The sequence below is a fragment of the Leclercia pneumoniae genome (assembly GCF_017348915.1).
GTDB lineage: Bacteria > Pseudomonadota > Gammaproteobacteria > Enterobacterales > Enterobacteriaceae > Enterobacter > Enterobacter pneumoniae.
The window spans coordinates 447365-459765 of record NZ_CP071383.1; the positions used below are offsets into that span (position 1 = coordinate 447365).

Sequence of the window (12401 nt, forward strand, 5' to 3'; positions counted from 1 at the left end):
CCAGCGTGATGTCTCGTACAGTCCCCCAAACCGGGCAGCCCAAACGCCGTTTTTCCTGGCCCACCGGCATGCCGCAAATTATCGCGCTCCTGCTGGTATTGGTGGTCGATAGCCTTGTGGCGCCGCATTTCTTTCAGATTGTGTTGCAGGATGGCCGTCTGTTCGGCAGCCCGATTGATATTTTAAACCGCGCCGCGCCGGTGGCGCTGCTGGCCATCGGGATGACGCTGGTGATCGCCACCGGCGGCATTGACCTGTCGGTCGGGGCGGTGATGGCGATCGCGGGCGCGACCGCCGCCTCAATGACCGTGGCCGGGCATAGCCTGCCGGTGGTGCTGCTGGTGACGCTGGGCACCGGCGTGCTGGCAGGACTATGGAACGGTGTGCTGGTGGCGATCCTCAAAATCCAGCCCTTCGTGGCAACCTTAATCTTGATGGTGGCTGGACGCGGAGTGGCGCAGTTGATCACCTCTGGGCAGATCGTCACCTTTAATGCGCCGAACCTGGCCTGGATCGGCAGCGGCTCGCTGCTCTTCTTCCCGACTCCGGTGATCATTGTGGTGGTCACGCTGATCGCCTTCTGGCTCTTCACCCGCAAAACGGCCCTCGGCATGTTTATCGAAGCGGTGGGGATTAACATTCGCGCGGCAAAAAACGCCGGAGTCAGTACCCGCCTGATGGTGATGCTGACGTACGTGCTGAGCGGCGTCTGTGCAGCCATTGCCGGGGTGATTGTCGCGGCAGATATACGCGGTGCCGATGCGAATAACGCCGGCCTCTGGCTGGAGCTGGACGCCATTCTGGCGGTGGTCATTGGCGGCGGCTCGCTGATGGGCGGGCGCTTTAACCTGCTGCTGTCGGTAATTGGTGCACTGATTATTCAGGGGATGAACACCGGGATCCTGCTGTCGGGATTCCCGCCGGAGCTCAATCAGGTGGTGAAAGCGGTGGTCGTGCTCTGTGTGCTGATCGTCCAGTCACCGCGCTTTATCAGTATAATTAAGGGGATGCGTGGTCATGATAAAACGTAACTTACCGCTAATGATCACCCTCGGCGTCTTTGTGCTGGGGTATCTCTACTGCCTGACGCAATTCCCCGGCTTTGCCTCTACGCGGGTCATTTGCAACATCCTGACGGATAATGCGTTTCTTGGCATTATTGCGGTGGGGATGACCTTTGTGATCCTCTCCGGCGGGATTGATCTTTCGGTCGGCTCGGTGATCGCCTTCACCGGCGTTTTTCTCGCTAAGGCGATCGGCTTCTGGGGGATCTCACCGCTGCTGGCGTTCCCGCTGGTGCTGATCATGGGCTGTGCCTTCGGCGCTTTTATGGGGCTGCTGATCGACGCCCTGAAGATCCCGGCCTTTATCATCACCCTGGCGGGGATGTTCTTCCTGCGCGGCGTCAGTTATCTGGTCTCTGAAGAGTCGATTCCCATTAACCACCCGATCTATGACACCCTCTCCAGCCTGGCGTGGAAAATCCCCGGCGGCGGACGGCTCAGCATTCTGGGCCTGGTGATGCTGGGGGTGGTGGTGATCGGGATCTTCCTCGCGCACCGGACCCGCTTTGGTAACGAAGTTTATGCCATTGGCGGTAGCGCGACCTCAGCCAACCTGATGGGGATCTCCACCCGTAGCACCACCATTCGTATCTATATGCTCTCTACCGGGCTGGCGACGCTGGCGGGGATCGTCTTCTCCATTTATACCCAGGCGGGCTACGCGCTGGCGGGGGTTGGGGTGGAACTGGACGCCATTGCCTCTGTCGTTATCGGCGGTACGCTGTTGAGCGGCGGTGTCGGGACGGTACTGGGGACGTTGTTTGGTGTGGCAATCCAGGGGCTGATCCAGACCTATATCAACTTCGACGGCACCCTGAGTTCGTGGTGGACCAAGATTGCGATTGGCATTCTGCTGTTTGTCTTTATCGCTCTGCAGCGTGGCCTGACCGTACTCTGGGAGAACCGCCAGAGCTCACCGGTCACCCGGGTGGGCACCCCAGGAGCCAGGCAGTAACCTGCTGAATTTGCGCAAAAGTATAAACTTTTTCCGGTAGCGGCCGATAACCTTTCTTTCTGTCCAGATATATCTCGCTACCGGAAATAACATCATGCTTAAAACGCTATCGATTCGTACCGGCTTGCTTTCGTTACTGGCCGTTATGACCCTTCTGCTGCTGCTTGTCAGCGGTATTGGCATTTATGCCCTCACACAGAGTTCCTCCTCTTTGCAGCGCATCAACCACCTACAGGGTGAACAGCTAGTCCAGCTGAACGCGGGCTACACCCTGATCCTGCGCGCGCGCAACGAAGCGGGTCAGGCGGTTCGCATGATGGAGGTGGGGTTACTGGATGATGCCGCCAAATCGGTGAAAAACATCAACGCTGAATTCGCCCAGGCACAGAAAACATTAAAAGCCGTGATCGACGGTGGCGTGACCGATCCGCAGGGTGACGCGCTATTAAAGCGCGTTGCAGTGAGCTTTGCTGCCTATAAAGAGAAGGGGATCGCCCCGATGCAGGCTGCGCTGAATGAGCAGAGCGCCGATGCTTACTACGATCTGCTGGAAAACAGTCTGGTACCGGTGGCGCGTCAGTTTAATAACGACATGCAGGCTTTTCAGGCCTGGAGCGAAACCCGCGGCAAAGCTGAAGTGGCGGCGGTGCAGGCCAGTAAAAATCGGGTGATGATCCTCATCATCGTAGCCGCGCTGCTGACTGCGGGTATTATCGTGCTGGCCTGGCTGGCATTGCGCCATATGCTGCTGAAACCCCTCTCAAGCTCGATTGCCCAGTTAGAGCATGTGGCGGCAGGCGATCTGACCCACGCCCTGAATGCCCCGGCCAGCCAGGAGATTAACCGCCTGAATGCTGCCATCGAAATAATGCGTCAGTCCCTGATGGAGTCGGTGCTGCGGGTGCGCGATGCCAGTGCGCAGATTGATACCGGCAGCCGCGAACTGACTGCGGGCAACAACCACCTGGCCCAGCGGACCGAATCGACCGCGACCTCGCTCGAGCAGACGGCGGCCAGTATGGAAGAGATCACCGCTACGGTGCGGCAAAACGCCGATAATGCCGATCAGGCCCACCAGCTGGCGCAGACCGTCTCCGATACCGCTGACCGCGGTAGCGAGATGGTCTGTTATGTAATAGAGAAGATGCGCGATATCGCCGGCAGTTCTGACCGTATTGCCGATATTCTTAGCGTTATTGACGGTATCGCATTCCAGACCAATATCCTGGCGCTGAACGCCTCGGTGGAAGCGGCTCGTGCGGGTGAGCAGGGCCGGGGCTTTGCGGTCGTGGCGGGGGAAGTACGCAATCTGGCGAGCCGTAGCGCCGATGCCGCCAAAGAGATCCGCTTGCTTATTAGTGATTCTCAGTCACACGTGAACGAGGGCAGCGAGCTGGCGCAGCAGGCGGGCGAGACCATGGATGAGATTGCCAACGAAGTGATGCGAATGACAAAGCTGATGCGCGAAATCGCCAGTGCTTCGCAGGAGCAGAGCCGGGGCATTGAGCAGGTCAATATTGCCGTTAGCCAGATGGATGAAACCGCACAACAAAATGCGGCGCTGGTGCAGCAATCCTCTGCGGCGACGCGCTCGCTGGAAGAGCAGTCCCGCGAACTTATCGAAGCGATGTCATCCTTTAAACTGTCGATGCAGCAGGCATAGTACGCAGGCGTTCCGCCGCGACAGGCGGCGGAACGCCCTCTACAGTTGCCACTTCCCCCGCCAGATTCTGATGAATCAGGCTCAGCAATTTCTCCAGTTCGTTGGTCAGGCGCAGCGCTTCCGCGGTCGGTTCCAGAAACAGCCCTTTGCGCGTGAACAGCGGCTCGCTAAACAGCAAGCCAAACCGTTTTAATGCCAGGCTTACCGCAGGGCGGGACATTTTTAACCGTAATGAGGCCTTCGCCATGCTGCCGCAGCGAACCACTTCGATAAAAACAGGAATTAAATTCAGATCGATACCCGTCGATGAGCGTGAGAGATTTTTCATTAGCAGCCGGTTCCAACAAAGCGTATTTACCGGGGCAATAATGCGGGGAAGTTACCCGTAATAATAGCGAGATTTTTATATGTATTTATACTCGTTAAAATATAAATCAGCGTGAAGAATTCACTCAACGCAAAGCGCGTTGTGTTTCTTTTTGCAGGGTAATCAAAGAAGTATCTGTTTAATGCGTGCGAAAGAAATCGCGCGGGGTGCTGACAAATAAAGGGGCTGTCGCCCCTTTTAACATTCTGCGTTACGCATCCGGGAATTCCCGAATAAAGCGTTCAACATCGTCAACCATATGGTCATTACCGACGAAGAACGAGCGACGCTGGTGCAGGCTCTCGGGCTGAATGTCCAGAATTCGCTCTTTGCCATCGCTGGCCTTACCGCCCGCCTGCTCTGCAAGGAAGGCCATCGGGTTGCACTCATACAGCAGACGCAGTTTCCCTTCCGGATGGCTGGCGGTGCTTGGGTAGAGGTAAATCCCGCCCTTCAGCAGGTTGCGGTGGAAATCCGCCACCAGAGAACCGATATAGCGCGAGGTATAAGGACGCTGCGTCGCTTTATCCTCTTCCTGGCAGAACTTAATGTACTTCTTCACGCCGTTCGGGAATTTAATGTAGTTCCCTTCGTTGATAGAGTAGGTGCTACCTTTCTGCGGGAAGCGCATACGCTCCTGGCAGAGACAGAATACGCCCAAAGACGGGTCGTAGGTAAAGGCGTGCACACCGCAGCCGGTGGTGTAGACCAGCATGGTGGAGGAGCCGTAAACCACATAGCCTGCGGCCACTTGGCGATTGCCCGGCTGCAGGAAATCCTCTTCGGTGACCGGAGTGCCTACCGGGGTCACGCGACGATAAATAGAGAAGATCGTCCCGACGGAGACGTTAACGTCGATGTTGGAGGAACCATCCAGCGGATCCATCAGCACGACATATTTTGCGTGTTCACACCCTTCGAAGACCACGATCTCGTCTTCTTCTTCAGAGGCGATACCCGCCACGATGTCGCGCGCGCGCAGTGCAGCTTTCAGTTTTTCGTTCGCGAACAGATCAAGTTTCTGTTGAACCTCGCCCTGAACGTTTTCAGCACCGCTGGCACCCAGGATATCGACCAGACCGGCCTTGTTGATATCGCGATGGATGATCTTGGCGCCCAGCTTTATTGCCGACAACAAAGCAGTGAGCTCACCAGTAGCATGAGAGAACTCGTGCTGCTTTTCGACAATAAATTCACCTAACGTTTTCATAACACTTTCCCTGCATCATATGTTGAGTAAAGCGATCGGATGATGATAAAGCGGTAAAACTCCAACAATCTTAACAAATATTCAAATAGTAGCGCAGAGGTGAATCGCGCCAGCAAATTACAGATTTACCTGAAATGCGTTTCTCACCTGTTAGACATATGAGTAAAATGTGCGCCACATTGAAGAAGGATAGTGACGTATGCGCATTCATATATTGGGGATTTGTGGCACTTTCATGGGCGGACTGGCCATGCTGGCGCGCTCGCTTGGCCATGAAGTGACGGGTTCGGACGCCAATGTGTATCCGCCGATGAGCACGCTTCTGGAGAACCAGGGCATTGATCTCATTCAGGGCTATGATGCCAGCCAGCTCGATCCGCAGCCGGATCTGGTGATCATTGGTAATGCCATGACGCGCGGTAACCCCTGCGTTGAAGCCGTGCTGGAACGCAACATTCCTTACATGTCAGGGCCGCAATGGCTGCACGACTTCGTGCTGCGCGATCGCTGGGTAGTGGCCGTTGCCGGTACACATGGCAAAACCACCACCGCCGGGATGGCTACCTGGATTCTGGAAGCCTGCGGCTACAAGCCGGGCTTTGTGATCGGCGGTGTGCCGGGTAATTTCGACGTTTCTGCCCGCCTGGGCGAGAGCCCATTCTTTGTGATCGAAGCGGATGAATATGACTGCGCGTTCTTTGATAAGCGCTCCAAGTTTGTTCACTACTGCCCGCGTACCCTGATCCTCAATAACCTTGAGTTTGATCACGCGGATATTTTCGACGACCTGAAAGCGATACAGAAGCAGTTCCACCATCTGGTGCGCATCGTGCCTGGCCAGGGACGTATCATCTCGCCGGAGAGCGATATCAACCTGAAGCAGACGCTGGCGATGGGCTGCTGGAGCGAGCAAGAGCTGGTTGGCGAGCAGGGCAAATGGCAGGCGAAAAAGCTGACCACCGACGCCTCGGAGTGGGAAGTGCTGCTCGACGGTGAAAAAGTGGGCGCAGTGAAGTGGGGCCTGGTTGGCGAACACAACATGCACAATGGCCTGATGGCGATTGCCGCCGCCCGCCACGTGGGTGTGCTGCCTGCGGATGCGGCGAACGCGCTGGGTTCCTTCGTGAATGCCCGTCGTCGCCTTGAATTGCGCGGCGAAGCCAATGGCGTGACGGTCTATGACGATTTCGCGCATCACCCAACCGCGATCCTGGCGACGCTGGCAGCCCTGCGCGGCAAGGTTGGCGGTACCGCGCGTATTCTGGCGGTGCTGGAGCCTCGCTCTAACACCATGAAAATGGGGATCTGCAAAGACGATCTCGCGCCGTCGTTAGGCCGCGCCGATGAGGTGTTCCTGTTGCAGCCGCAGCATATTCCGTGGCAGGTCGCGGAAGTGGCCGAGGCCTGCATTCAGCCGGCGCACTGGAGCGCGGATGTGGATACCCTGGCAGAGATGGTGGTGAAAACCGCGCAGCCGGGCGATCACATTCTGGTGATGAGCAACGGCGGGTTCGGCGGGATCCATCAGAAGCTGCTGGACGGGCTGGCGAAGAAGGCGTCCGCAGAGTAAGTCACGGTAAAAATGACCCTGCCTCAGGCAGGGTCATCATAAATGACTTAAATTGAGCCAAATGCCTGACCCGCCGGACCAAAGGTTGCGCGATAGTCATGCAGCGTATCGGCAATGACTTCACGGCCCATCATAAATCCACCTACAGCGCCAAACAGTGCGCCGCAGACGACACCAATGACCGCGGTTACCGCCTGGTTGATGCCCCCCACAAGTAATCCACCGGCACCACTGACTTTCCCACCAACGGCCACGCCAGTGGAAATGCCGTCAAAAATACCCCAGACAGCCCCTTCGAAACGCTGTTCAGCGGTTAATTCACCTGCGGCGGCGCTAACAACCTGCATTTCGATAATATTAATTTCACGCATTTTCTATCTCCATTGATAATTGATTTATTCCTGAGTGAAAAACAAATCACAAAGCATTTTTAGTTGGCCCAGTAATTTGCGGAAAAAAGATTAGCAACTAATACATTGAATGAGAAGAGAGTGCGTGTTGCTTCATATATGAAATATGAGTATGAATTGGGGGATTTTATATTTATTTAATGGGATGTATTTACAACGATAACCAGATGCACGGGGATGACCCCGTGCACTGAAACACGAGACGCGCTTAAATAGTACCAAATGCCTGACTTGCAGGACCAAAGGTCGCGCGATAGTCATGGCAGGTCTCAGCGATAGCTTCGCGACCCACCATAAATCCACCGACAGCACCAAACAGTGCGCCGCAAACGACACCAATGACTGCACTGACGGCCTGGTTGATACCGCCTATGACTAATCCACCCGCACCGCTGACCTTCCCGCCTACGGCCACGCCAGTGGAAATGCCATCAAAAAACCCCCAGACAGCCCCTTCGAAACGCTGGTCAGCGGTTAATTCACCTGCGGCGGCGCTAACGACCTGCATTTCCATGATGTTAAGTTCACGCATTATTTATCTCCATTGATAATTGATTTCATCCTGAGTGAAACACAAATTACAGCGCGTATTTTAATAAACCCCGTAATTTGCCGAAAAAATGTTAGCAACGAATGGAAGTGATGAGAAGGAGTGTGATTTTATTTCACGTATGAAATATGAATATGAAGTGTGGAGATAGAGGCTTTATATCAGCAGTTCTTATATTTATAATGGTCTACAGAGTGCATTTATTGGATGGTAAAGCACACTAATATTATTTTACATCTCAGAATAAGAAGTAATAATCGGTGCCTTGTTATTCTCATCCTTAAGTTAATTTCCCAGCTATAAAAGATTATATGAAAAAAATTGCCTGGGTCTCTTAATGTATGGTCAGGGGTTAATTGCTCGCCAGCACTGATAGTGACTGTTTACTGAAAAATGGTCGATGTGATTTCTGAATTATTCGGTTGTATCGTCTTATTGCAAAGGTGAATTAAGTCAGTGAATAAAGCGGTACAGGAAACGCCTGCACCGCTTTAATGCTTATCACTCTTCGTTTTCGGCCAGCTCGCGCAGATACTGGAAAATCAGACGCGCAGACTTCGGCGGCTTATTCCCTTCTTTCTCTTTCTTCGCGTTACGGATCAGCGAGCGCAACTGCTGGCGATCCGCCTCCGGCCACAGATTCAGAACTTCCGGTACCGCGTCATCACCTTGTTCAATCAAACGATCGCGGATCTGCTCCAGTTTATGGAACAGGGCAACCTGCTGGTTGTGGCGATTTTTCAGCTTATCAAGAGCCTGGCGGATAGGATCAACGTCGCGCTGGCGCAACATTTTGCCAATCAGCTGCAGCTGGCGGCGACGGCCTTCTTTTTTGATTTTTTGTGCCAGTTCAATGGCGGCACGCAGGTCCGGGTCGAGCGGGATCTTATCCAGCGCGTTCTTACCCAGATCAACCATTTCTGCGCCAAGCTGTTTTAACTCTTCGGCGTCGCGTTTAATTTCACTTTTACTGACCCAGATGATCTCATCATCTTCGTCTTCGATGTCATCACCGGGAACGTCGTCGAGCCAGTCGTCGGGCTGCTTAGTCATGTCAGGCTCCTTAAAAAAAGAGGCTAATGTTACCAGTTAAGACGCGTACTGAGAAACGGTTCTCTGTTAGACTTCAGCTAACTACACCTTACATTATGGCATTTACGATGAAAGTGATCTCACAAGTTGCAGCGCAGCGTAAAGCACTGGAAGACGCAGTATCCACGGCGCTGGAGCTGGCTTCAGGGAAATCCGACGGGGCAGAAGTCGCCGTCAGCAAAACCACCGGCATCAGCGTAAGCACCCGCTATGGTGAAGTGGAAAACGTTGAATTTAATAGCGATGGTGCGCTGGGCATCACCGTTTATCATCAAAACCGCAAAGGCAGCGCCTCCTCTACTGACCTGAGTCCGGACGCCATCGCCCGTACTGTTCAGGCAGCGCTGGATATTGCCCGTTACACATCGCCGGATCCTTTCGCCGGCGTCGCGGATAAAGAGTTACTGGCCTTTGATGCACCGGATCTCGATCTCTTCCACCCGGCAGAAATCTCGCCGGACGAAGCGATCGAACTGGCAGCCCGCGCCGAACAGGCCTCGCTGAAAGCCGATAAACGCATCACCAATACTGAAGGCGGCAGCTTTAACAGCCACTACGGCATTAAAGTTTTCGGCAACAGCCACGGCATGATGCAGGGCTATAGCTCGACGCGTCACTCCCTGTCGAGCTGCGTGATTGCCGAAGAGAACGGCGACATGGAGCGCGATTACGCCTACACCATTGGCCGGGCTTTCGGCGATTTACAGACGCCGGAATGGGTGGGTGAAGAGTGCGCACGCCGCACGCTGTCTCGCCTGGCGCCGCGTAAACTTTCTACTATGAAAGCGCCGGTGATCTTCGCCAACGAAGTCGCTACCGGTCTGTTTGGTCACCTGGTGGGGGCGATCGCCGGCGGTGCGGTCTACCGCAAATCCACTTTCCTCCTCGATTCGCTGGGCAAACAGATCCTGCCGGAGTGGCTCACCATTGAAGAGCATCCACACCTGCTGAAAGGACTGGCCTCAACGCCGTTCGACAGTGAAGGGGTACGCACAGAACGCCGCGATATCATCAAAGAGGGGATTCTCACCCAGTGGCTGCTCACCAGCTACTCGGCACGTAAACTCGGGCTGAAAAGCACCGGCCATGCGGGCGGCATTCATAACTGGCGCATAGAAGGGCAGGGGCTGAGCTTCGAGCAGATGCTGAAAGAGATGGGCACCGGGCTGGTGGTCACCGAGCTGATGGGGCAGGGCGTCAGCGGTATTACCGGTGATTACTCCCGTGGCGCGGCCGGTTTCTGGGTAGAAAATGGCGAGATTCAGTTCCCGGTGAGCGAAATTACCATCGCCGGAAATCTAAAAGATATGTGGCGCAATATGGTCACGATCGGAAACGATATCGAAACACGCAGCAATATTCAGTGTGGTTCAGTACTGTTACCAGAGATGAAAATTGCTGGTGAGTAAAACAAGCGCGCCCGGCGCGCTTTTTTAATAACAAAAAAAAGGAAGTGAGCAATGCGTAAAAACCTGTTAGCTATCCTGGCGGCATCATCGCTGGTGTTGAGTTCATCTGTCTTCGCAGCCGATCTGGAAGACAACATGGATACCCTCGCTGAAAATCTGAAAGTGGTGCAAAAAACCGATAATGCGGATGAAATGAAAGCCGCATTAACGAAGATGCGCGCCGCCGCGGTCGATTCGCAGAAAGCGACACCGCCAAAGCTGGAAGACAAAGCTCCCGATAGCGCAGAGATGAAAGATTACCGTCAGGGTCTTGAGACGCTGGTCGGTCAGATCGATGGTGCACTGAAACTGGCTAACGAAGGCAAAGTGAAAGAGGCCCGGGCCGCTGCGGATGCGTTTGCCGCCACCCGCAATGAGAACCACAAAAAATTCCGTTAAATGGGTGCCTGAGCTGTACGTCTTCTCCCCGTGTGCGGAGGCGCGCGAAACGCCTCCGCATGTTTGCTCCTTACTTACCGGAGCGACAATCCAGTCGCGCTACCACTTCGAAAGATCCGTTACGAAAACCGATCTCGCACAGTGTTTTCCTCGTTGCCAGTGTTAAGATGATTATTGTCAAAGAAATAATCATCAGAGCCCTGATAATGGGGTCTCTGCGTTTCATGGATGCCTCCTTGCTTTTATGCGGGCGAGGTAGCAAACGTCACGTGGTGAGACGTAATGTTTCGGGCCCCCGCCCTGATTTTATGTCAGGCGGGGCTTTCCACTTTCCGTCTCTTGCCTGAGACGGTCAGTCTCAAGCACCCGCAGCCACTCTATCCCATCCCCATAAGAAAACCTTATCTGCGTCACATTTCTACGAGGCTGCTCGTAAACTTTTCCACTTCGCTTTCCGTTATCTCCCGTTGAATAGCGTGATGCGCATCACGTAAACCCCGGGTTTTATCTCCATTTCACCCATTTCTGTGGCACAGATCACTGGTGCCGCCCGCCTTTCCACTTCGAAGTGGAAAACAACTCGCTACAAACTCTCCACCTGCAACGTTAGTTTTATTCCAGAGCCATTAACGGGGTAAGACGAGTGATAAACGGAGCGGTAATGAACGACGTTGAGGACCAGGCAGCGAAAACTGAACAGCTCGCTGACACCATGCTAGAGCAGGTTTTTGCCCTGCTTGGCCGCCACACCATCATCCCCAATGACGTGCAAAAGCAGATGCTGACCTCCCACGTTCGCGCCATGGCGCACCGGTCAGTGACCGGCGAACCTTTACCGGAGGTCGAAGCGGACCTGTTTGATGAAATTTCACCTGATTCAATGCGGCTTGCCCGTGAAGTGGTAGCGCAGTTTGGCAACCTTCCTGATGAAGAGGCCTGGCTGCTCTCCGTTCACTTCGAAGTCGCGAAAGACAACCTTTAAGGAGCAACACAATGGAACAAATTACTGTGGTTATTGGCGATCGTCTGGGTAAAGGCCAGAAAGTGGCGGCAGGTGTAGAGAAAGCGGGCGGTCGTGCAGTGGTTGTGCCGGGCGTTGCGGCGGATATGAAGCTGGGCGACGTCATGAAAGCGGAAAACGCGACCTTCGGGATCTCTTTCTGCGGCAGCGGCGGCGCGGGTGCCATCACCGCGCAGACCAAATATGGCTACAAAGCGAAATACGGCATGCGTTCCGTGGAAGAGGGCGTGACCGCCATCAACGAAGGCTGCAACGTACTGGGCTTTGGCTTTATGGATAAAGAAGAGCTGGGCGAGCGTCTGGTTCAGGCGTGGCAGAAGAAGCACGGCGCATAAACATGAAAGAGCAATTCACCACCACGGTGAGAGTGAAAGGCAAGGGCGAGGCCAAAGCGCGCGCCTTTGCCGACGCGCTGAACCACGTTCAGGCCGCGGTGATGAAAGCATCGCCGCATATCTTACTGCGTATTGAGCCACAGGACGTGCAGGTTGTTCAGGCGCAAGAAGCGGTGCGGAAAGAGGCGTTTCTGTTCTTCTTTCTGCGCCGGGAAAGACGCACCTACAGCGTGGAGCTGGATGTGACCGTCAACGTGACTGCCATCAATCTGGACCAGGTGGACTTTGTCACGCAACGCTGATTCTTACTAATAGGG

15 protein-coding genes are annotated in these 12401 nt (G+C 54.5%); 9 read left to right on the forward strand and 6 right to left on the reverse strand.

The genetic code is table 11. The annotated features are described in order from the left end of the window. Nucleotides 1-8 precede the first annotated feature (8 nt). The 3 genes from ytfT to JZ655_RS02100 all read left to right on the forward strand — a co-directional run bounded on the left by ytfT (nt 9) and on the right by JZ655_RS02100 (nt 3682). Nucleotides 9-1031 (forward strand): galactofuranose ABC transporter, ATP-binding protein YtfT, encoded by a 1023-nt coding sequence (gene ytfT / locus JZ655_RS02090; protein WP_040077455.1) that lies wholly within the window; start codon nt 9-11, stop codon nt 1029-1031. Beyond that, nucleotides 1018-2019 carry a galactofuranose ABC transporter, permease protein YjfF gene (gene yjfF, locus JZ655_RS02095; protein ID WP_040077454.1) on the forward strand — a complete coding sequence of 334 codons (1002 nt, stop codon included), beginning with the start codon at nt 1018-1020 and terminating at the stop codon, nt 2017-2019. Before ytfT ends, yjfF begins: the two co-directional genes overlap by 14 nt. A gap of 94 nt (nt 2020-2113) precedes the next feature. Continuing rightward, entirely contained in the window at nt 2114-3682 is a 1569-nt protein-coding gene (locus JZ655_RS02100) for a methyl-accepting chemotaxis protein (protein ID WP_046886416.1), read from the forward strand. Here the strand turns inward: JZ655_RS02100 and JZ655_RS02105 are convergent. Together JZ655_RS02105 and fbp are read right to left on the reverse strand one after the other, a co-directional pair. Continuing rightward, nucleotides 3657-4010, reverse strand: coding sequence for a LysR family transcriptional regulator (locus JZ655_RS02105; RefSeq protein WP_052452801.1), 354 nt, complete (start codon nt 4008-4010; stop codon nt 3657-3659). The two genes, JZ655_RS02100 and JZ655_RS02105, sit on opposite strands and share 26 nt — an antisense overlap. A gap of 250 nt (nt 4011-4260) precedes the next feature. Then, nucleotides 4261-5259: a class 1 fructose-bisphosphatase gene (fbp, locus tag JZ655_RS02110; RefSeq protein ID WP_040077452.1), complete on the reverse strand. Its 999-nt coding sequence runs from the start codon at nt 5257-5259 to the stop codon at nt 4261-4263. A gap of 199 nt (nt 5260-5458) precedes the next feature. Between fbp and mpl the strand changes: the two genes are divergently transcribed. Beyond that, complete coding sequence (gene mpl / locus JZ655_RS02115) at nt 5459-6829, forward strand: UDP-N-acetylmuramate:L-alanyl-gamma-D-glutamyl-meso-diaminopimelate ligase (protein WP_046886418.1); 1371 nt, start codon at nt 5459-5461, stop codon at nt 6827-6829. Between the two features lie 47 nt (nt 6830-6876). Here mpl and JZ655_RS02120 read toward each other — a convergent pair whose 3' ends face one another. The 3 genes from JZ655_RS02120 to yjgA all read right to left on the reverse strand — a co-directional run bounded on the left by JZ655_RS02120 (nt 6877) and on the right by yjgA (nt 8842). Then, on the reverse strand, nt 6877-7200 hold the full coding sequence (locus tag JZ655_RS02120; protein ID WP_207292878.1) for a DUF5862 family protein: 324 nt from the start codon (nt 7198-7200) through the stop codon (nt 6877-6879). Nucleotides 7201-7447: 247 nt separating this feature from the next. Next, complete coding sequence (locus JZ655_RS02125; protein WP_052953290.1) at nt 7448-7771, reverse strand: DUF5862 family protein; 324 nt, start codon at nt 7769-7771, stop codon at nt 7448-7450. A 519-nt stretch (nt 7772-8290) separates the two neighbouring features. Further along, on the reverse strand, nt 8291-8842 hold the full coding sequence (yjgA, locus tag JZ655_RS02130) for a ribosome biogenesis factor YjgA (RefSeq protein WP_040077448.1): 552 nt from the start codon (nt 8840-8842) through the stop codon (nt 8291-8293). A gap of 95 nt (nt 8843-8937) precedes the next feature. Here yjgA and pmbA point away from each other — a divergent pair, with 95 nt between their 5' ends. Both pmbA and cybC read left to right on the forward strand, forming a co-directional pair. Then, a complete protein-coding gene (pmbA, locus tag JZ655_RS02135) occupies nt 8938-10290 on the forward strand; it encodes a metalloprotease PmbA (protein ID WP_207292879.1) in 1353 nt (450 codons plus the stop codon). 51 nt (nt 10291-10341) lie between these two features. Next, nucleotides 10342-10728: a cytochrome b562 gene (cybC, locus tag JZ655_RS02140; RefSeq protein WP_040077446.1), complete on the forward strand. Its 387-nt coding sequence runs from the start codon at nt 10342-10344 to the stop codon at nt 10726-10728. 70 nt (nt 10729-10798) lie between these two features. Here cybC and JZ655_RS02145 read toward each other — a convergent pair whose 3' ends face one another. Further along, nucleotides 10799-10954: a Hok/Gef family protein gene (locus tag JZ655_RS02145; RefSeq protein ID WP_040077445.1), complete on the reverse strand. Its 156-nt coding sequence runs from the start codon at nt 10952-10954 to the stop codon at nt 10799-10801. A gap of 417 nt (nt 10955-11371) precedes the next feature. Here JZ655_RS02145 and JZ655_RS02150 point away from each other — a divergent pair, with 417 nt between their 5' ends. From JZ655_RS02150 to JZ655_RS02160, 3 genes are read left to right on the forward strand one after another with little or no spacing between them, the layout of a single operon-like run. Then, entirely contained in the window at nt 11372-11710 is a 339-nt protein-coding gene (locus tag JZ655_RS02150; protein WP_154298914.1) for a PRD domain-containing protein, read from the forward strand. 11 nt (nt 11711-11721) lie between these two features. Continuing rightward, the gene (locus tag JZ655_RS02155) at nt 11722-12084 is read left to right on the forward strand and encodes an SFCGS family glycine-rich protein (protein ID WP_002437459.1); all 363 of its coding nucleotides are present in this window, start codon (nt 11722-11724) and stop codon (nt 12082-12084) included. Between the two features lie 2 nt (nt 12085-12086). Then, nucleotides 12087-12386 carry a DUF4312 family protein gene (locus JZ655_RS02160; protein WP_040077441.1) on the forward strand — a complete coding sequence of 100 codons (300 nt, stop codon included), beginning with the start codon at nt 12087-12089 and terminating at the stop codon, nt 12384-12386. Nucleotides 12387-12401 lie beyond the last annotated feature (15 nt).

Excerpts from the sequence above, each read along its gene's own strand:
- ytfT (WP_040077455.1), top strand. The coding sequence starts at position 9 with ATGTCTCGTACAGTCCCCCAAACCGGGCAGCCCAAACGCCGTTTTTCC.
- yjfF (WP_040077454.1), top strand. The coding sequence starts at position 1,018 with ATGATAAAACGTAACTTACCGCTAATGATCACCCTCGGCGTCTTTGTG.
- JZ655_RS02100 (WP_046886416.1), top strand. The coding sequence starts at position 2,114 with ATGCTTAAAACGCTATCGATTCGTACCGGCTTGCTTTCGTTACTGGCC.
- JZ655_RS02105 (WP_052452801.1), bottom strand. The coding sequence starts at position 4,010 with ATGAAAAATCTCTCACGCTCATCGACGGGTATCGATCTGAATTTAATT.
- fbp (WP_040077452.1), bottom strand. The coding sequence starts at position 5,259 with ATGAAAACGTTAGGTGAATTTATTGTCGAAAAGCAGCACGAGTTCTCT.
- mpl (WP_046886418.1), top strand. The coding sequence starts at position 5,459 with ATGCGCATTCATATATTGGGGATTTGTGGCACTTTCATGGGCGGACTG.
- JZ655_RS02120 (WP_207292878.1), bottom strand. The coding sequence starts at position 7,200 with ATGCGTGAAATTAATATTATCGAAATGCAGGTTGTTAGCGCCGCCGCA.
- JZ655_RS02125 (WP_052953290.1), bottom strand. The coding sequence starts at position 7,771 with ATGCGTGAACTTAACATCATGGAAATGCAGGTCGTTAGCGCCGCCGCA.
- yjgA (WP_040077448.1), bottom strand. The coding sequence starts at position 8,842 with ATGACTAAGCAGCCCGACGACTGGCTCGACGACGTTCCCGGTGATGAC.
- pmbA (WP_207292879.1), top strand. The coding sequence starts at position 8,938 with ATGGCATTTACGATGAAAGTGATCTCACAAGTTGCAGCGCAGCGTAAA.
- cybC (WP_040077446.1), top strand. The coding sequence starts at position 10,342 with ATGCGTAAAAACCTGTTAGCTATCCTGGCGGCATCATCGCTGGTGTTG.
- JZ655_RS02145 (WP_040077445.1), bottom strand. The coding sequence starts at position 10,954 with ATGAAACGCAGAGACCCCATTATCAGGGCTCTGATGATTATTTCTTTG.
- JZ655_RS02155 (WP_002437459.1), top strand. The coding sequence starts at position 11,722 with ATGGAACAAATTACTGTGGTTATTGGCGATCGTCTGGGTAAAGGCCAG.
- JZ655_RS02160 (WP_040077441.1), top strand. The coding sequence starts at position 12,087 with ATGAAAGAGCAATTCACCACCACGGTGAGAGTGAAAGGCAAGGGCGAG.